The sequence below is a fragment of the Neobacillus sp. 114 genome (assembly GCF_030127045.1).
Lineage (GTDB): Bacteria > Bacillota > Bacilli > Bacillales > Cytobacillaceae > Neobacillus > Neobacillus rhizophilus.
On sequence record NZ_CP126144.1, the window covers coordinates 5,064,468 to 5,085,533 of the forward strand.

A 21,066-nucleotide genomic window follows, 5' to 3' on the forward strand; every position below is an offset into this window, starting at 1 on the left:
GAAAAATTTACAAACCAATCAAAATTAAAAGGAAAAAATATGAATGAATCATCATTCATATTTTTATAATAGTTTTTATATATCTTTCTGTCAAGAAAGACAAGCTATTTTCTTCATAATATTTTAAAAATTAATATTTGACAAGTTACGCGTGCTTTTTAGCCTCTTCTTCTAATTTTTTAATTTCTTCGTCTACAAGCATTCTTCTTAAAATTTTCCCTACAGCGGTTTTCGGAAGTTCACTTCTGAATTCGTAAAGTCTTGGCACTTTATAAGCAGTAAGGAATTTTCTGACATACTTGTTCATTTCCTCTGCAGTAACCGTTACGCCCTCTTTTAAAACAATGTACGCCTTAACCGTTTCACCCCGATAAGGGTCAGGCACACCCGCGACGACAGCTTCGACCACATCGGGATGTTGATATAAAACTTCTTCTATTTCACGCGGATAAATATTAAATCCGCCTGCGATAATCAAGTCTTTCTTCCGGTCAACCACATAAAAATAACCGTTTTCATCCATGTATCCCAGATCACCTGTATGCAGCCAGCCGTCTTTTATTGTTTGCGCTGTCTCCTCAGGCCGGTTCCAGTAGCCCTTCATTACCTGCGGGCCTTTAATGATGAGTTCGCCAATTTCTCCAGCAGGCATCTCTTCTTCCGTTTCAGAAGATACAATTTTGGAATCCGTATCAGGATACGGTACGCCGATGCTGCCCTTAACTCTTACTGCCCCCCATAAGAAGTTGGAGTGAGTAACTGGTGATGCTTCTGAAAGACCATAGCCCTCGACAAGCTTCCCGCCTGTAATTGCCTCGAATTTTTCCTGAACTTCATGCGGAAGCGGAGCCGAGCCGCTGATACATGCCTCAATTGATGATAAATCATATTTTTTCAAATCTGGATGTTTTAACAGGCCGATAAAAATAGTTGGTGCTCCCGGAAAAAGCGTTACTCGGTGTTTTTGTATCGCTTTCAACGTCTCAAGCGCATCAAATTTAGGCATTAAAATCAATTTAGCGGCCATCTTTACGGACAAAATCATAACCGTGGTTAAGCCAAAGACATGGAAGAACGGCAATATTCCCAAGATGACTTCTTTTGCTGGCTGGGCTTTAAAGACCCAGGCCTGGTTCATCGTGGTATTGGCATTCACATTTTTATGGGTTAGCATGACACCTTTCGCCACACCGGTCGTTCCACCGGTATATTGAAGCAAGGCAATATCTTCATCAATATTGATGTCATATTCCATTAATTTTTTCTTCTTTTGTTTTAAAACCTCTGTCAGCAAATGGGTGCTGCCCTCATGTTTTACATTTACAACAATTCCGTATTGTTTTTTCTGGATGTAAGGGTAAACTAAGTTTTTAGGAAATGGGAGGAAGTCTTTGATAGCGGTAACAATGATGTGTTTTAAATCAGTGCGTGGCATTACTTTTGCGACGCGCGGGTAAAGGATATCCATTGTGACAATGACCTTTGCGCCAGAATCATTCATTTGGTGTTCAAGCTCTCGTTCTGTGTATAATGGATTTGTTTCCACGACTACCCCGCCGGCGATCAGAATTCCGAAGAAGCAGATAACATTTTGCGGGCTATTCGGAAGCATAATTGCAACGCGGTCACCCTTTTGAACTCCAAGATTCGCCTGCAGATAGCCGGCAAAGCTTTGGGCATCTTCATAGAGCTGTTTAAAGGTAAGCTCCTTCCCCATAAAGTGGAGTGCCACTTTATCCGGAAACTTCTTGGCTGTTACTTCCAAGTATTTGTGTACTGGTTCTGTGGAGTATTCCAGTGTGGCAGGTACTTCTTTAGGATAATTTTTCAACCACGGTTTTAACTCCGACATAATAAGCCCCCTTATGTTTATTAAATTATGAAAATTCCAACATCTAAACCTATTATAGAACAAATTTTCACAATAAACAATTTCCATTTCCATATCTTGAAATAATTACAACCTTTTGTCTATCAACTAAATAAGCAATAGTTTATCTAGTCTATTCACGTTTCAAATTCATGATTTTTTTCGTAATCATTATGTTTATAAAATAAAAAAATCACCGTGCAATAATTTCACACGGTGATTTTCCATAATTTAAAATAAGAGATAGATAACGCCCAGCACCACGAATAGTCCGCATAATCCTATTAGTACTTTTGCTAATGTTTCCACAAACTCTCTCCCCTTATGATATTCCTGCCCCGATGACATAGGATAGCCCAATGGAAATAATCATCGAAATCAAGCCTACAGCCCGATTATCATTTTGAATTTCTTCATCAATTTTAAACTTTGGAGTTAAAAATTCAAAGATAAAGTAACCGGCCAGTAGTAGTACAAAGCCGTATATGCCCCAGCCAATCATGGAAAGCAATGAACTGTGGTCTTCAATGGTATGCCTAAAAATATTGGCAACGCCAAAAATTTTACCGCCGGTTGCCATTGCCACAGCCAAATTTCCCTTCTTTATTTCCTCCCAATTTTTGTATTTCGTAACCATTTCGAAAACAGCTAAAAATACAATCATACATAAAATGACAACACTGTAATAGGCCGCTATTTGAATATATTCGTTTTCCCAGAACTGGTCCATTGCCTACTCTCCCCTGAATCTATTTTGCTAATCGGAATTTGTTCAAATTCCGAACGCATAAATTCAACTACTCCTCTGCCTTCATCCTAACGGACTTGTCAATCGGCGAGTTTTATTTAAATTCAACGACGGTGACACCTGAACCGCCTTCACCGGCTTCTCCAAAGCGGATTTTCTTGACGGAGCGATGGTTCCGCAAATACTCCTGAACTCCTTGTCTTAATGCACCTGTTCCTTTTCCATGGATTATGGAAACACGCGGATAATTTGCCAGCAGGGCATCATCAATATATTTTTCCACTTTTAAGAGAGCATCCTCATACCGTTCTCCCCTTAGGTCCAGTTCAAGCTTCACATTGGAATCTCGCCCTCTTACAATCGCCAGCGGCTTCATTTCCGTTTGTTTTGTTTGAGAGGCACCGATATATTCTAAATCCTTTTCTCTTACCTTCATTTTTAAGATGCCTATCTGAACCTGCCATTCGTCACCCGAGACTTTATCCACCAGAATTCCGTTTTGGTTAAACATAAGCACCTTTACCTCATCCCCTGGTGTGAATGTATACTTTTTCGTTTTCTTATTAATGAGCTTATCCGATTTCTTGATTTCCGGTGCCGCGCCTTCTAGGCGCCTTTTTGCTTCAATTAATTCGTGTTCTTTGATATCAGCATGCTGTTCGGTCCGCATCTTGCGTAGTTCACGAATTACTTGCTCCGCTTCTCTTTTCGCCTCTACGACGATTTCCTCCGCCTTTTCCGCGGCTTTCTCAAGCATCGAGTCCTTCTTCTCATAAAACTCTATCATTTGCTGTTGCAAGTCTTTGTGCAGCTTTTCAGCCTGCTTTAAATAATCAAGAGCCTCATCACGGTCGTTTTCAGCCTGACGTCTGCTTTCTTCAAGAGAGGCAATCATCTTATCAATTTGATTTGTATCCTCGCTTACATGTGATCGTGCGGCCCCAATGACCCGCTCATTCAGGCCGAGTCGTTTCGAGATTTCAAAAGCATTGCTCCGGCCAGGGACGCCCAAGAGCAGCTTATAGGTTGGGCTTAATGTTTCTACATCAAACTCCACACTTGCATTTAACACACCTTCACGGTTATAGCCGTATGCTTTTAATTCCGGGTAGTGGGTTGTGGCTACTACCCTCGCTCCTCTATTATGAACTTCGTCTAGAATGGAAATGGCCAATGCAGCCCCTTCCTGCGGGTCCGTACCAGCCCCCAGTTCATCAAACAGGACAAGACTGTTGAAATCAACCCTATCTAAAATGTCAACAATGTTCACCATATGAGAGGAAAATGTACTCAAGCTCTGTTCAATCGATTGCTCATCACCAATATCGGCGTAGACAGCCCCGAACACAGCCAGCTCAGAACCATCCAGGGCTGGTACCTGCAGGCCCGCCTGTGCCATCAAGGTGCATAGGCCGAGTGTTTTTAAGGTAACCGTTTTTCCCCCGGTATTTGGACCGGTAATGACAATGGTCGAATAGTCTTTGCCAAGCATAATATCGTTTGCGACCACTTCATCGATAGGAATTAAGGGGTGTCTTGCCTTATATAAGGAGATTCTGCCCTCATTGTTCATCGCCGGCATTGACGCTTTTATCTTTCGCCCATAGCGAACCTTTGCAAAAACAAAGTCCAAATTGGCCAAAATCTTTACAATGACCTGAAGTTCACTTTCGTATTCTGCTGCCTTTGCGGAAAGCTCTATTAAAATCCGCTCAATCTCCAGCTGCTCTTTCACTCGGATATCCTGGAGCTGGTTGTTCAGCTGCACAATCACTTGGGGTTCGATAAATAGCGTCTGCCCCGATGAACTTTGATCATGAATAATCCCGCCATAATGCCCGCGATATTCCTGCTTTACAGGAATGACAAAGCGGTCATTGCGGATGGTAACAATCGCGTCCGACAGCATTTTTTGGGCACTGGATGAGCGTATCATGCTTTCCAATTTCTCACGGACCCGAGCTTCACTGGTACGAAGCTGATGTCTTAATGAACGAAGCAGCTCGCTCGCGCCATCAAGGACTTCGCCGCTTTCGTCGATGGCCATTTTGATGGCCTGCTCGAGGTTTGTCAATGGGATGATTTGATACACTTGTTCTAATAAAATCGGAATTTCTGTCCGTTCCTCAGCAATTTCCTCCAAAAAACGCTTCATTTGGCGGCTTGTATGAATCGTACTGGAAATCTGCACCAACTCATGTGGACTCAATACACCACCAATCACAGAGCGTTTTATATGCGGCCCGATATCATGAATGCCTGACAGCGGCACATTGCCTTTAATACGAAAGACGGTAGCCGCTTCATCTGTTTCTGCCTGCAGCTTAACAACCTCATCATAGTCTGACGACGGCACCAAATTTTTTATTTTGTCTCTTCCAAGCGAGGAGGAAGCGTGCTCTAATAGCTGCTCCCTGACCTTTGTGAACTCTAAAACTTTTAAAACTCTATCTTTCATGAGGGCGAGCCTCCTTTTTTATCTATTATGCAGAAAATTAAGCAAGTCCTTTTTATCCAATGCATTAATTACAGTTGATTTTTTAATCCAGCCTTTTTTAGCCGCGGATACCCCGATTTCCATATGCTTTAATGTATCCAATTGATGGGCATCAGTGTTGATTAATATTTTGACGCCAGCCTCCTGGGCTTTCCGTAAATGCTCTGCGGCAAGGTCAAGCCGGTTTGGATTCGCGTTCAACTCTAATGCTGTATTTGTTTCTTTCGCCAATTGGATCAGTAAGTCCATATCCACTTCATAGCCCTCGCGGCGGCCGATTTTCCGGCCGGTCGGATGGGCGATTAAATCGACATGGGCATTTTGCAGCGCGTTCTTTAGGCGCTCCATGATTTTTTCCTTTGGTTGGGAAAAAGCTGAATGGATGGAGGCGATCACAAAATCCATTTCCGCTAGCAGGTCATCCTCGTAATCCAGACTGCCGTCCGGTAAAATGTCCATTTCCACACCTGATAAAATCAAAAAGTCATCATATTTTTCATTTAGCTTCTTAATTTCTTCTTTTTGCTGCAGCAGTCTTTCCCGAGTTAATCCATTTGCCACCTTTAAATACTGGGAATGGTCGGTAATAGCCATATATTGATAACCCCTGGCTCGGCAGGCTTCCGCCATTTGGCCGATGGTATGGGCCCCATCACTCCAGGTCGAATGCATGTGCAGGTCACCTTTGATGTCTTCAATGTCGATTAATTCCTCATCGGCTTTGAATGTATCTACTTCCCTGCCATCCTCTCTCACTTCAGGAGGGATAAATGGAAGGTCGAAATGCTTGAAAAATTCTTCCTCAGAAGAAAAGGTGAGGATTTCTCCTGTTTCTACGTTTTCAACGCCGTATTCGCTTATTTTTTCACCGCGCTCCTTAGCCAATTGCCTCATCCGCACATTATGGTCCTTTGAACCGGTAAAATGGTGCAGTGTTGTAACAAATTCCTCAGGCTTCACCAGGCGGAAATCGACGGATATATCATAATCAAATTTCAGGGTAACCGATACCTTTGTATCCCCCGCGCCGATCACCTCTTTAATATTCGGTAATTTCAATAGCTGTTCGCGGACGGTTTGCGGCTGATTAGTTGCGATGATAAAATCAAGGTCCTTAATTGTTTCCCGCATCCTCCGCAAGCTTCCGGCCCGTGAAAAACGCTCAATTTCAGTAAATTTTTCAAGGCTTGTTTCAATCCATTCCGCGATTGGTATCATGTAAGCGAGGGGCAGCCGCTCAGGTCTTGTCCCTACGTTAGAGATAGCACTTAAGATTTTTTCCTCCGTTTTCTTTCCAAAACCCGCTAGCCCCTGAACCTTCCCGGCTTCACACGCTTCTTTTAAGCTTGTTACATCGGTGATCCCCAATTCCTTATAAAGCTTGGAGATTTTTTTGCCTCCAAGACCTGGTATTTGGAGAAGGGGAATCAAACCTGGCGGAACCTGTTCCTTAAGTTCCTTTAATACAGTGGATGAGCCTTCCTTTATGTATTCTTCGATAACAGCAGCAGTCCCTTTGCCAATACCGGATAGTGCTGTAAAGTCGTCTATTTCTGTTAAACTTCGGTCATCGGTCTCAAGGGCTGTGGCCGCCTTCCGAAAAGCTGAAATTTTAAAAGGATTTTCACCCTTTAATTCCATATAAATTGCTATTGTCTCTAATAGGCGAATCACTTCTTTTTTATTCATTTCCATTAACTCCACCTGCCTTAAAATTACACATTATCATTGTAACCTTTTTTCCCATAATAGAAAAACTTCTCTGCATCAGAGAAGTTCACTCAGGCATTATATTCAATCCAGCTCTATCAAATCATAACAAATCTTAACATTTGCCTTAGATTCTCAAGTAAAGACATTCGTCCAACCCTTCGCTGGTTTAGGGTTTAACCTTCATACGAACACCTATGTCTTTCGGTCTCTTTAACAGAGCGCACCATAGGGCAGGAGTTACCTAGGCTGCCTTTATCCTCTTACGGCAATCCTTCCACTGGAATTTTCACATTCAAATGAATGTCCGTACTAAAACAAAGGCTTCAAAAGACAGTTTTTTTAAGATGCTGCATATTCAATAAAGTCGTCCATATACCAATGCTTGTATGGTTCACGATTTTGATAAGCCTTTTCCTTGAGGGCTGTAATCCAGGCCTGCACTTTCTTCCAATATTTAAATAAATCACTTACCTGATGTCCCTTTTTTGCTTCCTTGGCAAAAAGGACTAACATCATCTGTTTTGGGATTTTTTCATCATATCCCATGGCACGGCGGGCTAAAACCAGCGCTGCGCTTTGATGAACGGAAAGCCCGTATGGTTTTTGATATTTTACCCGTCCGATCAAAGAAGAATAGTAAGCCGGAACTTGGGCAAGCGATATTCCTTCTTTTATGCATTTTGAAATCAAAGTGGTCAAAATCTTCCTGTATACAAAGTTACTGCTCATGCGATTGAATTTGGTATTTTTGCTTAAATCATTTTTGAAATATAAATCTTCAATGGCTATCACTTCAATTCCATTGGATTTAACCCACTCCATTACAGATGCAATGGTATTTCCAATGATCCAATTCCGTTTGTCGGAGCGTACGTTATTGACATCATTCATCCAAAATACTTTACTCATTCGAAAATTTCCGTTTGGATGGACGATGGTGACAGACAAATTATCTGGATTGATATCGATGCCAGCGCATCCCTTTGAGAAATCATAGGAAGATTGTAGTTTTTGGTCAAAGGTTAAATGGACATAGTATTTTTCGTCTTCACGCAAAATCCGAATACTATAGGCATTTCCGGTTGATAGATGGGCAAGAATCGTCGAGATGTGTTTTTCGGAGAAGTGAACTTCAAAACGCAGCCGGTCATTTCTTTTGGAGGATAAAGGGTTTAACACGTTCATTTCAAAAGAACGGTCTTGCAGGTAACGCAATTTGATATTCTCATTTCCTCCCTTTGAGGCTTCGCCTCGTGAATAAAGGGAGTTGGTACGTGAATCAACCCACTCTTGTTTGGTAATTTTATGTTTGTTTAAAAGAATTAACTTTTTCCTTGTACCATCTACAACTTTTGGAACACTGTCGTTTTCAATATGGTATTGGTAATAGGTCATTTTCTTGTTTAATTTTTTGATTCGAAACTGCTTGTTCTTGATTAGGTCTTCCTTATCGGACTTCCGGGATTGTTGGATTTTTTCTATTTGCTTCTCTATTTTTTGCATTGATGTTTTAAATTGCTCAACATACAAAGGCAACAATTCTTTTTGCGAAGATATGGAGGCTTCCGCTTCAAGAAAGGCATCTCTCATATAGCGGGAGTTATTCAGAAAAAGTGGTTTCGCTTTTGCCACGGCAGTTTTACGGTCTAAACCTTCAAAGATGCGCTCACGCAGAAAACGTTTAGCTGACTGAAATTTCCGCATAAGCTCGTCCAGTATAATTGACTCGTATATGATAGAAGGACTCATAACCACACCTGTAAATGTAATCGCCTGTTCAGTCTTTTTCTTGGACATCTTGCTCCCCCCTTTCCAGTTCGGAAAGTGTCTTATTCATTTCTTAGCGCCTCTTTTTCCATATAATCTGGCCGAAAATGAGGTCATAATCGAGATTTAATTTTGCCTTGTTCTTCCCAACGTAGGATTGTGGTCCGAGTAATATTTAAGAATTCACGTCCCAGTTTCTGCGATAAAAAAAAAGACATAAAGAATCACCTCTATGTCTATTTTACTACTTTTCAGAATTTTATCTATTACGTTATTTTGTACGTTTTATGGCGCTTTTTTATATTTTTTTATAACTGTTTTAACCACCAGTCCTTAATCTGCTGAGAAAGAACAGGGGTGTAATTCACAATCGCCTTTGCCATGAAGGAGCCATCCAGCATATTTTGGAAAAGTTCGATTGGTAATAAGGCGCCGATATATAATACAATAAAGATAATTAAATAGACTTCCAAAAATCCTAAAATTCCTCCAGCCCATACGTTCAACAGTCTTAATACTGGCAAATGAGCAATAAAGTCAAACATCGATCCGATAATCTGCATGAGCACTTTTACGGCAAAGAAGATGATGACAAATGCAATTGCCCGATAAAAGGCTGTCTCCATGTTAGCCGCATCGGTGATAATTTTTAATGCCGTATCCTCGCCAAGGTTTGGATAAGGAATCCAAAGGGTCAGTTTTGGAGCAAGATTATCATAGTAAATGTAGGCGGCAATATAGGCAATGATAAAACCGGTTAAATGAACCAGCTGCAGGATAAAGCCTCTTTTTAGGCCGACAAAAAAACCAATAATTAAAAATAAAATAATGACTAAATCTAACATGTTTTTATTCCTTTTCTTTTTGAAGTTCTATCGTCAGTCGTTCCAACTCTTCTTTTATTTTGATATAATCATTGACTGCGTTAACTGCTGTTAAAACTGCAAGTTTATTTACCTCGAGTCCTGGATTCTTAGAACTGATTTCGCGCATTTTAGCATTGACCAACGATGCTACATAGCGAATATGACTCGGGCTTTCCGTGCCTAAAATCACGTATTGTTGTCCGTAAATATCTACGGTAATTCTATTTTTCTGAGTATTCGACAATGTTAATGCCCCTTTCAGGAATCCTACACTATATCATAACATGAAAAGATTAAAGTCGAAAAGTTGTAATAATGAATATATTTAATAGAAATGTGGTGCTTTTAGTGGCAAATGTTGTTTTGGTATGTAATATGAATACAATTTTAAAGATGAAAGACTATTACAGCAAGTATTTAACGGATAAGGTTCCTCCCGGAAGCGTGTTTGCGGCGAAAACTCCCGGTTGTGCCATTACCGCTTATAAATCGGCGAAGGTGTTGTTTCAGGGGAATGATTGTGAGAAGGAAGCGGGGAGATGGGGCGGGGCCGCTTCAGAATCCGGACCAGCCAAAAAGGCAGACGGCAATGGAAAATCGACAGCAACCTCTGCTAAGGCAGGGGCTGGGCTTCCGGCCGGATTTAGAGAATGGTCTGTTATTGGCTCGGATGAAGTTGGGACCGGAGACTTTTTCGGCCCGATTACGGTTGTCGCTGCATATGTACGGAAAAAGGATATTCCTTTATTAAAAGAATTGGGAGTACGGGATTCGAAGGATTTAAATGATGAAAAAATAATTGAAATTGCTAAGGTGATTAAGGATGTTGTCCCCTTCAGCCTGATGACATTAAAAAATGAAAAGTATAATCAAGTTCAGGCGGCGGGAATGACTCAAGGGAAAATGAAGGCTTTGCTTCATAATCAGGCGATATTAAAAGTATTAGAGAAGATTAGTCCGGAAAAGCCTGACGCTATTTTGATTGACCAATTTGTGCAAGCTGGCACCTATTATCAGCATTTAAAAGGACAAAAAGCTATCGCGAGGGAAAATGTTTATTTTAGCACGAAGGCGGAGGGGATTCATTTGGCGGTTGCCGCCGCCAGTATTCTGGCCCGGTATGCGTTTATTCAATATATTGATAAACTGAGCGAGGCGGCCGGTTTTCGAGTTCCAAAGGGGGCCGGGGCCCAGGTTGATGAGGCCGCTGCCAAGCTAATTTTGAAAAAAGGGCAAGCTGTGCTGCCATCGTTTGTGAAGATGCATTTTGCGAATACTGAAAAAGCAGTGGCATTAGTTAATAAGAAGAGAAAGTGAAAATTAAGGGAGGGATTAACTTGAAGAGATTAGGTGAAGAAGAAATTACTTTAGTGCTTAATAGTCTAACCGGCTGGAAATTGGAAGGCAAGTTTATTGTTAAAAAGTACCGCTTTCAGGAATTTTTAAAAGGGATTGCATTCGTTAATGACATCGCACAGTTATCCGAAGAAAAAAATCACCATCCATTCATATCGATTGACTATAAAATGGTAACTTTAAAAATAACCTCCTGGCATGCTGGAGGTTTAACCGACCTTGATATTTCCCTTGCAAAACAATATGACACCCTCTACGAAAAATACAAATAAATGCAAAAAGAGTATCCACGCCAATGGATACTCTTTTTTAATACTTATCCCCTTAAAACCGCACCTGCTTGCTCTTTCAATGCCTCAAGCACGCGATCGTGAACCTTTGTTACCTCTTCATCTGTAAGAGTACGTTCTGGATCCACATATTTCAATGAGAACGCAATCGACTTCTTGCCTTCTTCCATCTTATCGCCTTCATATAAGTCAAAGACATAAGCCTCTTTCAAAAGAGGTGAACCAGCTTTAACGATAATATCCTTCAACGTGCCTGACACCGTTTCTCTGTTTACCACAAGGGCAATGTCTCTTGTGATGGATGGGTAGCGCGGAATAGACTGATATTGCAGTGCTTCCGTTTCTACACCAAGAACTGCTTTTAATGATAATTCAAATACATAGGTATCTTTTAAATCTAGGTCTTTTTGGACGCTTGGATGCAGCTGGCCGGCAAAACCAATTTTCGAGCCATCTAACCGGATTTCCGCTGTCCGCCCAGGGTGCATGCCTTCTACCTGCTCTTGAACATATGCGACACGTTCTGTCAGCCCAAGCTTTGCGAATAGTCCTTCCAAAATACCTTTTAAAACGAAGAAATCAACAGGTTTCTTTTCGCCCTGCCAAGAATGATTGTTCCAAAGACCGGTAATAGCTCCGGCCAAATGCTCTTTTTCTTCAGGAAGAACATCCACACCGTTGGATAAAAAGACATTTCCGGTTTCGTATACTGCTAGGCTGTCATTTTGACGAGCGCTGTTGTATTTCAATACTTCTAGCAGCTGCGGCAGGATGCTTAGGCGAAGGATACTGCGGTCTTCGCTCATCGGCATCGCCAGGCGAATGAAGTCGCGTTTTTCCATAGCAAATTGCGAAGCTTTCTCTTCACTTGTTAAAGAATAAGTTACGGCCTGGTACAAGCCTGCTCCTTCTAAATAGGCACGGACGACACGGCGTTTCTTTTGGTATTCAGATAGCTTTCCTGGTGTTGTGGAACCGATCGGCAAGGTTTTCGGGATGTTGTCATAGCCAAATAGGCGGGCAACCTCTTCGAGTAAATCCTCTTCGATTTTGATATCGCCGCGGCGTGTTGGTGCCGTAACAGTAACCGTATCCCCTTCAACAGAAACCCCAAATTGAAGGCGGTCGAAGATGGCTTCCACATCCTTCATTTCAAGGCCGGTTCCCAGTACTCGGTTGATTTTTTCAAGAGTAACTGAAACCACTGCCGGCTCAACAGTTAATGTATCAACCTCTGCTGCTCCTTCTAAAACTTCACCGCCAGCGTACTTAGCCATTAAGTAGGCTGCACGTTCACCAGCAACACGTACACGGTTCGGGTCTACCCCTTTTTCAAAGCGGGCACTGGCTTCACTGCGCAGGCCGTGATCTTTAGACGCTTTTCTTACTGTTGCTCCGTTAAAATAAGCTGCTTCCAATAACACAGTAGTCGTATCAGAAGTTACCTCAGAATTGGCACCGCCCATTACACCAGCAAGCGCAACAGGTTCTGTTCCGTTCGTGATCACTAAATGGTCAGCTGTTAATGTGCGCTCTACATCATCAAGCGTCACAAATTTCTCGCCATCGTTCGCACGGCGTACAAGGATTTCTTTTGAACCTAAACGGTCGTAGTCAAACGCATGAAGCGGCTGGCCATATTCGAGAAGAATGTAGTTCGTGATATCAACCACGTTATTGTGCGGACGGATTCCCGCAGACATTAAGCGGGTTTGCATCCACAGTGGTGACGGCCCGATTTTCACATTTTTAATCATTTTCGCAACGTATAGCGGATTATCCTCAGTCGCCTCGACAACAACCTTTACATAATCCGTTGCCTTTTCACTAAGCGACTCTAGGCTTGTTTCTGGAAGCTTAACCTCTCTGCCAAGAATCGCTGCCACTTCATAAGCTACTCCTAACATGCTTAAGCAATCAGCACGGTTTGGCGTTAAACCAAGTTCAAGAACTTCGTCGTCGCGATTCAACAAGGCAAGTGCATCTGCCCCGACCTCTGCATCTGCTGGAAAAACAAAGATTCCTTCTGAGTATTCTTTAGGAACAATTTTTCCTTCCATGCCAAGCTCTTGTAGAGAACAAATCATACCGTTTGATTCTTCGCCGCGAAGCTTTGCTTTTTTAATTTTAAAATTGCCTGGAAGGATGGCACCAACTTTTGCAACAGCTACCTTTTGACCCTGGGCGACATTCGGCGCACCGCAGATAATCTGAACCGGCTCACCCTCGCCTATATCAACCTGACACTTGCTTAATTTATCGGCATTTGGATGCTGTACACGTTCTACTACATGACCAACCACAACACCTTTAATGCCTTCATTTAGGATTTCAACGCCTTCTACTTCAATCCCGCTTTTAGTAATTTTTTCAGCTAATTCATTTGCCGAAACTCCAGTTAAGTCTACGTAATCCTGGAGCCATTTATACGAAACGAACATATCGTCAACCTCCTATTCTTCTACCGAAAATTGCTTTAAGAAACGAACATCATTTGTATAGAAATGACGGATATCATCAACACCGTATTTCAGCATCGCAATCCGCTCCGGTCCCATTCCAAAAGCAAATCCAGTGTATTTCTTTGAATCATAGCCAGCCATCTCAAGTACGTTTGGATGAACCATTCCGGCGCCAAGGATTTCAATCCAGCCTGTCTGCTTACAAACATTACAGCCGTGGCCTCCGCATACTTTACAGGAAATATCCATCTCCACGGAAGGTTCTGTGAATGGGAAAAAGCTTGGGCGAAGACGGATTTCACGATCTTGGCCGAACATTTTTTTCGCAAATACATCCAATGTTCCCTTAAGATCACTCATACGGATGTTTTCGCCTACCACTAAGCCCTCTATTTGCATGAACTGATGTGAGTGCGTCGCATCATCATTATCGCGGCGGTATACTTTACCAGGGCAGATGATTTTAATCGGACCTTTGCCGTTGTGTTTTTCCATCGTCCGGGCCTGAACCGGTGATGTATGGGTGCGAAGCAAGAGTTCTTCCGTAATGTAGAAGGAATCCTGCATGTCGCGGGCAGGGTGGCCTTTCGGCAGGTTCAACGCTTCGAAGTTATAATAATCCTGCTCTACCTCAGGTCCTTCTGCTATTTCATAGCCCATCCCTATAAACAAGTCTTCGATTTCCTCGATGATTTTTGTTAATGGATGATGGCTCCCAACGTTAACAGGACGCCCTGGAAGGGTAACGTCAATGCTTTCAGAAGCCATTTTTTCTAAAACAGCTGCTTCTTCAAGCTGATTTTGCTTGGCTTCGATTTTAGCAGCGATGGCTTCACGTACTTCATTAGCTAGAGCCCCAATCACCGGACGCTCTTCCGCCGATAATTTGCCCATACCACGCAGTACCTCGGTAATCGGGCCCTTTTTTCCTAAATAAGCAACACGGATGTCATTCAATTCTTTTAAGCTTGAAGACTGTTCCACTTTCTGAATCGCTTCTTCCTGCAATTCTTTTAAACGCTCTTGCATTTTGTTTCCTCCTTTATTTTTTATGTAAAAAATAAAAAAACCCCGCCCCCAAAAAAGGGACGAGGTATTAGATCGCGGTACCACCCTTGTAAACACGTATGTATACACATATTGTGTTCGCTTCATTCAGATAACGGCTGTAGCCGGGCGCATCTTTACATCTCCAATGGAAATGGTCCCGATGCCGACTCAGGAGGTGAACTTCTCCTGCCCTGTCCATAAAAGTGCTTTCAGTCGCGGCACTTTCTCCCTAAAAATGGCCATTTGACAAGATACTCTTCTCCGTCATTGTCTTTTAAATATCAACATTGTTCATTATTATATACTAATTTTTTGAGTGTTTCAATTTTATTTTTTCAAATAATATAAAAGAATTCCTGCTGCAACCGCGACATTCAGCGATTCGCTTTTGCCGTAAATCGGAATATAAAGGTTGGCAGTTGTTTGGGAAAGAAGTTCTTTATTCATGCCGCTCCCTTCGTTACCGACAATCAGAGCAAAAGCTTCACCGGTTGAAATATCAGTATATGCAGATGCTCCTTCGAGTGCTGTTCCATAAACAGGTATATTTTTTTCTTTCAGTTTTGTCGTCCATTCTTGAAGGTCGCCTCTTATAATTGGAAGGTGAAAGTGACTTCCTTGAGCGGAACGAAGAACCTTTCCGTTAAAAACATCGACGCTGCCTTTGCCTACAATTACCGCATCAATTCCCGCCGCATCTGCTGTCCGAATCATCGTGCCGAGATTTCCCGGATCTTGAACAGCATCGATTAGGAGGTACGTTTTTGCATTTTTTAAGTCTGTTTTTTGATCGGTTTGCCGGCAGACAGCATAAATCCCCTGGGGCGTCTCCGTTTCCGATAAGGAATCGGCGATTTCCTCCGTCACCATGTAAATAGGTGTCTGCCCTGCATCGAGGCGCGGCGGCACACCTATTTTTTCAGAAATAATGATTTCTAAAACTTGTTCATCCTGTTTGAGTGCTTCTTCCACTAAATGAAAGCCTTCCACTAAAAATGTATCTGAGCGGTCCCGCTCTTTTTTCGTTAAAAGCTTTTTCCATTGCTTGACCTGCGGATTTTGCTGCGATTGGATATATTTCAATTTTGTTTCCCCTTTAAAAATTACTCTGATTTTTACATTATAGCCCAATTAAAATACATATTAAAACAAAAATTAGAAATGATAATAAATGAAAACTCACTGATTGCGAGTCCGTTAGGACGAAGACAGAAGCGTAGTTGAATTTATGCGTTAGGGAATAATAAATTTGGGGAAATTTATTATTCCCTATTAGCTAAAGAATTTAAGGTTAAAGAAGGAGTGGCCCATTATGAATTTCAATTTGCGGAATGCTGTTATTCACAATGTTTCCAATAATACGCAAGACCAATTAGAGGATACCATTGTCGATGCGATTCAAAGCGGGGAAGAGAAAATGCTGCCGGGATTGGGCGTATTATTTGAAGTTATTTGGCAAAATTCATCTGAACAAGAGAAAAAAGAGATGCTTGGCACGCTTGAAAGCGGGTTAAAGCATTAAAAATGGGATTTTTAGCCGCCGGCCGATTGGTTGGCGGCTGTTTTTTAATCGCTATTGGCGAATTTCAGGCTTCTATTGGCGAATTGTCACGTTCTATTGGCGAATCTTCGCATTTTATTGGCGAATTTCCCCATCCTATTGGCGAATTGCCAAAACATAAAAGTCCCCGGCCGCAAACACAGCAGCCGAGGACCCCAATATTCTTATTCAAACGTAATCTTATCAACAGCCTCGCGATCCAAACGCTTAATGACCTCTACAATCAGCTTAACTGCATTTTCATAGTCATCACGATGAAGCATTGCAGCATGTGAATGAATATAACGAGTTGCAATCGTAATCGCCAGCGCTGGTACCCCATTATGCGTTAAATGGATGGAGCCCGCATCTGTTCCACCGCCTGGGATGGATTCAAATTGGTAAGGGATGTTGAGTTCATCCGCAGTATCCGTTACAAAATCACGCAGTCCCTTGTGCGCTACCATTGAAGCATCATAGACAACCACTTGCGGCCCTTTGCCCATTTTGCTCATCGCTTCTTTTTCGCTAATTCCAGGTGTATCGCCGGCAATACCTACATCAACAGCAAAGCCGATATCAGGCTGGATTTTATAAGTAGCTGTCTTGGCACCGCGCAAGCCAACCTCTTCTTGAACATTTCCGACGCCGTAAACAACATTCGGATGATCAACACCTTGCAATTGCTTTAAAACATCAATCGCAATCGCACAGCCGATGCGGTTATCCCAAGCTTTCGCAAGAAGCATCTTTTCATTGTTCATTACGGTGAATTCAAAATATGGCACGACCATGTCTCCAGGTCGGACGCCCCACTCAGATGCTTCCTCACGGCTTGATGCACCGATATCAATGAACATGTCTTTGATTTCAATTGGCTTCTTGCGGGCTTCCGCGGATAAAACATGCGGCGGCTTAGAGCCGATAATTCCTGTTACATTGCCCTTCCTTGTTACAAGGGTCACACGCTGAGCAAGCATCACCTGGCCCCACCAGCCACCGACTGTTTGAAAGCGCAGGAAGCCTTTGTCATCAATCGCCGTCACCATAAAGCCAACTTCGTCCAAGTGACCGGCTACCATGATTTTAGGGCCACCCTCCTTGCCGACTTTCTTTGCAATTAAACTGCCTAATCCATCTGTCGTGATTTCGTCTGCGTATGGTGCTATGTATTTTTTCATGACTTCGCGCACTTCACGCTCATTGCCGGGAATCCCATTGGCATCGGTTAGATCCTTCAGCATGGTTAATGTTTCATCCATTTTTGCCATTATTTAGCCCCCTTTTATATGTACGTTCATTTTCATTATAACGAAAGTATCTGACAATTAACAAATTAATAGTTGTTTTGCTGTCTTAGATAATTTACTTCGTTTTTTGAAAAATATGCCTGTTCCATATCTTCATAAGATATCCCAAGCAGGACTGCCAGCTGCAAATAGGCTTCGAATAATCGCAGGTAATCCTCAAAGCTTTTTGTTTTTTGAAAAATGGTGACCCCTTCATAAACACTTAAGAACTGTTCTGTCTCGCTACACTCAGGCTGTGCAGCCTTTATTCCCATTCCCTTTTGATCAAATCCGCACTCAATCCCGAGCGATAAAATAAAATGCACTCCATCAACGAACTCCTCAAGAATCACATCTTTTGGTGACGAAGGCTTAACGCTCCAAAATTTAAAGCAGCGAGTTTCGTTAGCGAGCTCGCCCAGCTCAACTAATAAGGCGAGAATTTTTCGGCTGAATAAATCCTCGTTCTGAAGCTGATGCTTTTTCTCAATATGCGAATCTAATGCCTTTTGCATTTGAAACAACTTCACAAGGTTCATTATTAAAACACTCCCTTTATATAAAGTATCACATCGATGATTGCCAGAATAGGAAAGCCAATCTTGAACTGGAGATGCTTTGTTTTATGCCGGAAGAAGTACATACCAACTGTAGCGCCAACAGCACCGCCAAATAACGCTGCAAGCCACAACGTTCTTTCCCGAATCCGGTATTGATGTTTTTTCGCTCTGCTTTTATCAACACCCATTAAGCTGAATGATACTATGTTTATAGCCATAATAGCTGCCCATAATCCTACCATAAACAATCTCCTCTACAGAAAAGGCCATCCTCATCATAGAGAATGGCCATATGTTTAATTATTTATTTAATTGAGCTTTAGCAGCGTTTGCTAATTCAGCAAATGCGTTTGCATCGCTGATTGCTAATTCAGCAAGCATTTTGCGGTTTACTTCGATACCAGCAAGCTTTAAGCCATGCATTAAACGGCTGTAAGAAAGACCGTTGATGCGAGCTGCTGCGTTGATACGAGTAATCCAAAGTTTGCGGAAGTCGCGCTTCTTTTGGCGACGGTCGCGGAATGCATACATTAATGATTTCATAACCTGTTGGTTAGCAACTTTATATAATGTATGTTTTGAACCAAAATAACCTTTAGCTAATTTAAGAACTTTTTTACGACGTTTGCGAGTAACTGTACCGCCTTTTACACGTGGCATGTAATTTCCCTCCTAGATTAAATCAATGCTTATATCGATTACTTTACGTTAGTTAATAGTTGACGAATGCGTTTGAAATCACCTTTAGAAACAAGTGATGATTTGCGAAGCTTACGCTTTGCTTTAGTTGATTTGTTTGCAAATAAGTGGCTTGTATAAGCGTGGTCACGCTTTAATTGACCACTTCCAGTTTTCTTAAAACGCTTTGCCGCGCCTCTGTGAGTTTTCATTTTTGGCATTGGGATGTCCTCCTTATTACTTTTCGATTTTAGGTGCTAAAACCAGGAACATGCTGCGACCATCCATTTTTGGATGAGACTCAATCGTAGCTACTTCCTTACACTCTGCTGCAAAACGGTCTAATACTTTTTGACCGATTTCTTTATGGGTAATCGCCCGGCCCTTAAATCGGATAGAAGCTTTTACCTTGTCGCCTTTTTCCAAGAACTTAATAGCATTGCGAAGCTTTGTATTAAAGTCGTGCTCATCAATTGTTGGACTTAAACGAACTTCTTTTGTCGTGATAATCTTTTGGTTCTTTCGAGCTTCTTTTTCTTTCTTTTGATTCTCGAATTTAAATTTGCCGTAGTCCATAATCCGGGCTACCGGAGGCTTAGCGTTTGGTGCTACAAGCACTAAATCTAAATTCACTCGTCCGGCAATCTCCAGCGCTTCGATTTTGGATTTAATTCCTAACTGCTCGCCATTTTGATCAATCAAGCGAACTTCACGAGCGCGAATCCCATCATTTACTAACATGTCTTTGCTAATAGTTAGCCACCTCCAAGGTTTAATCAAGAATACAACGTTTGGAAAATACATACTTCCCACCAAGATTTCTATATAGTTTGGCAGTCCATGAGAAGTACAAATAAAAAAGTGTGGATGTACACACCCACACTTTACGAACAAAGTTAAAATAACTAAAAGTCCTCGTAAAACCTGCCAACTGCCAAACTGCGTCAATCAGGTGAGAAGCGGGTGCTTCTTCTTTTCCTAAAAACAAGTATTCAATTCATACCTTAGATACTATAACACAAGCAAAGAGCGATGTCAAATGAACTCCTTTTGTGACAACGAAATTTATTTTAGCAGGAAAGCGGAAATTATTCAACATTTTTTTATTACAGGTAAAAGTTAACAAAACATTCATTCCTAGGAGGAAACGTTGTTATCATTTTTTATTAAAATAAATTTGGAGAAAGGATGTGGCCTGTGGCGTATAAACCGCGAACCGAGTCTGAAGAATTACTCATTTTAGGAGTGTTAAATTCTCGGATGACTTTATCAGATGGTGACAGACATCGTTATTTACGGCTAAAAAAAGGATATGAAGGAGAGATAATGTTCGATAAGCTGACGGAACAGCTCAGATGCGAAAGCATTATTTTAAACGATTTGTTGTTTACAGTAAACAATCAAACTTTTCAAATTGACTCATTGATTATTGTGCCTGGACAGATTTATTTGTATGAAGTAAAAAATAATGAAGGTAATTATTTTTACGAGTTAGGGCCAGAATCCGAACCAGAATCAGATAGATTATATAAGCTGCCCAAGACTGAATATACTAATCCACTTTACCAGTTAATTCGGAGTGAATCTTTGCTCCGCCAATTGCTCCAAAGCCTAGGCGTAAATCTGCCGATTGAAGCCAAAGTAATTTTCATCAATCCCAAGTTCACACTATACCAAGCTCCCCTCACCAAGCCCTTTATTTTTCCAACACAGGTATCCAGTTATTTAGAAAAATTGGACAAGTCCCCATTAAAGCTAAATGACTATCACAAGAGGCTTGCAGATAAACTTGTTTCTCTCCATATTAAGAAATCACCTTATACACAATTGCCTCCTTATCGGTATGATCAACTAAGAAAAGGACATACCTGTAAAATCTGCAACTCGTTTTCGATTTCTGTTGAAGGGAAAAATTGTATTTGCTTGGATTGCGGACATGAAGAATTGGTGACAGACGCTGTTTTGCGATGTGTGAGGGAAATTAAGCTGCTTTTTCCTGGAATGAAAATAACAACTAATATTGTTTATGAATGGTGCGGGGTGATTGAATCTAAAAAGAGAATTAGCCGAATTTTAAATGAAAACTATAAAATTATCGGAGTTGGCCCATGGGCATATTATGAATAATGACATTTTTACCACTTTCCTAGGGTGTTTTGTCTTTGATAAGTTGAATCAAAGACATTATTGCCTCTTTCTTAAGCTGTTTTGTCTTTGACAAGCTGAATCAAAGACATTTTCGCCTCTTTCTTAGGCTGTTTTGTCTTTAATAAGCTGAATCAAGGACATTTCGCCTCTTTCTTAGGCTGTTTTGTCTTTGATAAGTTGAATCAAAGACATTTTCGCCTCTTTCTTAGGCTGTTTTGTCTTTAATAAGCTG

General features: G+C 41.5%; 20 protein-coding genes and 1 other annotated feature. Of the genes, 4 read left to right on the plus strand and 16 right to left on the minus strand.

The window, feature by feature from the left end; all coding sequences use genetic code 11:
• Window positions 1-145: 145 nt before the first annotated feature.
• The 7 genes from QNN06_RS24875 to zapA form a co-directional block, all read right to left on the minus strand.
• Window positions 146-1,852 (minus strand): AMP-binding protein, encoded by a 1,707-nt coding sequence (locus QNN06_RS24875; RefSeq protein WP_284036137.1) that lies wholly within the window; start codon window positions 1,850-1,852, stop codon window positions 146-148.
• Window positions 1,853-2,192: 340 nt separating this feature from the next.
• Window positions 2,193-2,600 carry a DUF350 domain-containing protein gene (locus QNN06_RS24880; protein WP_213119959.1) on the minus strand — a complete coding sequence of 136 codons (408 nt, stop codon included), beginning with the start codon at window positions 2,598-2,600 and terminating at the stop codon, window positions 2,193-2,195.
• A gap of 112 nt (window positions 2,601-2,712) precedes the next feature.
• Window positions 2,713-5,076, minus strand: coding sequence for an endonuclease MutS2 (locus QNN06_RS24885; protein WP_284036138.1), 2,364 nt, complete (start codon window positions 5,074-5,076; stop codon window positions 2,713-2,715).
• An 18-nt stretch (window positions 5,077-5,094) separates the two neighbouring features.
• Window positions 5,095-6,810 carry a DNA polymerase/3'-5' exonuclease PolX gene (gene polX, locus QNN06_RS24890; RefSeq protein ID WP_284036139.1) on the minus strand — a complete coding sequence of 572 codons (1,716 nt, stop codon included), beginning with the start codon at window positions 6,808-6,810 and terminating at the stop codon, window positions 5,095-5,097.
• Window positions 6,811-7,167: 357 nt separating this feature from the next.
• Entirely contained in the window at window positions 7,168-8,625 is a 1,458-nt protein-coding gene (locus tag QNN06_RS24895) for a hypothetical protein (protein ID WP_284036140.1), read from the minus strand.
• A gap of 278 nt (window positions 8,626-8,903) precedes the next feature.
• Window positions 8,904-9,440, minus strand: coding sequence for a CvpA family protein (locus QNN06_RS24900; protein WP_284036141.1), 537 nt, complete (start codon window positions 9,438-9,440; stop codon window positions 8,904-8,906).
• 4 nt (window positions 9,441-9,444) lie between these two features.
• Window positions 9,445-9,705: a cell division protein ZapA gene (gene zapA, locus QNN06_RS24905; protein ID WP_213119953.1), complete on the minus strand. Its 261-nt coding sequence runs from the start codon at window positions 9,703-9,705 to the stop codon at window positions 9,445-9,447.
• A gap of 104 nt (window positions 9,706-9,809) precedes the next feature.
• Here zapA and rnhC point away from each other — a divergent pair, with 104 nt between their 5' ends.
• A complete protein-coding gene (rnhC, locus tag QNN06_RS24910; RefSeq protein ID WP_284037978.1) occupies window positions 9,810-10,778 on the plus strand; it encodes a ribonuclease HIII in 969 nt (322 codons plus the stop codon).
• 20 nt (window positions 10,779-10,798) lie between these two features.
• Window positions 10,799-11,089 (plus strand): 4a-hydroxytetrahydrobiopterin dehydratase, encoded by a 291-nt coding sequence (locus QNN06_RS24915; RefSeq protein WP_249366879.1) that lies wholly within the window; start codon window positions 10,799-10,801, stop codon window positions 11,087-11,089.
• Window positions 11,090-11,133: 44 nt separating this feature from the next.
• Here QNN06_RS24915 and pheT read toward each other — a convergent pair whose 3' ends face one another.
• The 3 genes from pheT to QNN06_RS24930 form a co-directional block, all read right to left on the minus strand.
• Window positions 11,134-13,548 carry a phenylalanine--tRNA ligase subunit beta gene (pheT, locus tag QNN06_RS24920; RefSeq protein ID WP_284036142.1) on the minus strand — a complete coding sequence of 805 codons (2,415 nt, stop codon included), beginning with the start codon at window positions 13,546-13,548 and terminating at the stop codon, window positions 11,134-11,136.
• 12 nt (window positions 13,549-13,560) lie between these two features.
• On the minus strand, window positions 13,561-14,598 hold the full coding sequence (pheS, locus tag QNN06_RS24925; protein WP_213119950.1) for a phenylalanine--tRNA ligase subunit alpha: 1,038 nt from the start codon (window positions 14,596-14,598) through the stop codon (window positions 13,561-13,563).
• 348 nt (window positions 14,599-14,946) lie between these two features.
• Window positions 14,947-15,702: a TrmH family RNA methyltransferase gene (locus QNN06_RS24930; RefSeq protein WP_213119949.1), complete on the minus strand. Its 756-nt coding sequence runs from the start codon at window positions 15,700-15,702 to the stop codon at window positions 14,947-14,949.
• Between the two features lie 229 nt (window positions 15,703-15,931).
• On the opposite strand from QNN06_RS24930, the gene sspI reads away from it, so the two are divergent.
• The gene (gene sspI, locus QNN06_RS24935) at window positions 15,932-16,141 is read left to right on the plus strand and encodes a small acid-soluble spore protein SspI (protein WP_213119948.1); all 210 of its coding nucleotides are present in this window, start codon (window positions 15,932-15,934) and stop codon (window positions 16,139-16,141) included.
• Window positions 16,142-16,344: 203 nt separating this feature from the next.
• Here the strand turns inward: sspI and QNN06_RS24940 are convergent, their stop codons facing one another.
• From QNN06_RS24940 to infC, 6 genes are all read right to left on the minus strand, one after another.
• A complete protein-coding gene (locus QNN06_RS24940) occupies window positions 16,345-17,430 on the minus strand; it encodes a M42 family metallopeptidase (protein WP_284036143.1) in 1,086 nt (361 codons plus the stop codon).
• A gap of 65 nt (window positions 17,431-17,495) precedes the next feature.
• On the minus strand, window positions 17,496-17,987 hold the full coding sequence (locus tag QNN06_RS24945) for a dUTP diphosphatase (protein WP_284036144.1): 492 nt from the start codon (window positions 17,985-17,987) through the stop codon (window positions 17,496-17,498).
• 2 nt (window positions 17,988-17,989) lie between these two features.
• Window positions 17,990-18,250, minus strand: coding sequence for a DUF1294 domain-containing protein (locus QNN06_RS24950; RefSeq protein ID WP_284036145.1), 261 nt, complete (start codon window positions 18,248-18,250; stop codon window positions 17,990-17,992).
• 58 nt (window positions 18,251-18,308) lie between these two features.
• Window positions 18,309-18,668, minus strand: coding sequence for a 50S ribosomal protein L20 (rplT, locus tag QNN06_RS24955; protein WP_213119943.1), 360 nt, complete (start codon window positions 18,666-18,668; stop codon window positions 18,309-18,311).
• Between the two features lie 38 nt (window positions 18,669-18,706).
• Window positions 18,707-18,907 (minus strand): 50S ribosomal protein L35, encoded by a 201-nt coding sequence (gene rpmI, locus QNN06_RS24960; RefSeq protein WP_213119942.1) that lies wholly within the window; start codon window positions 18,905-18,907, stop codon window positions 18,707-18,709.
• A gap of 16 nt (window positions 18,908-18,923) precedes the next feature.
• On the minus strand, window positions 18,924-19,427 hold the full coding sequence (gene infC, locus QNN06_RS24965) for a translation initiation factor IF-3 (protein WP_261363831.1): 504 nt from the start codon (window positions 19,425-19,427) through the stop codon (window positions 18,924-18,926).
• A gap of 108 nt (window positions 19,428-19,535) precedes the next feature.
• Window positions 19,536-19,667: a sequence feature (ribosomal protein L20 leader region), on the minus strand.
• 216 nt (window positions 19,668-19,883) lie between these two features.
• Between infC and QNN06_RS24970 the strand changes: the two genes are divergently transcribed.
• On the plus strand, window positions 19,884-20,813 hold the full coding sequence (locus tag QNN06_RS24970) for a nuclease-related domain-containing protein (protein WP_284036146.1): 930 nt from the start codon (window positions 19,884-19,886) through the stop codon (window positions 20,811-20,813).
• The last annotated feature ends 253 nt before the right edge of the window (window positions 20,814-21,066 follow it).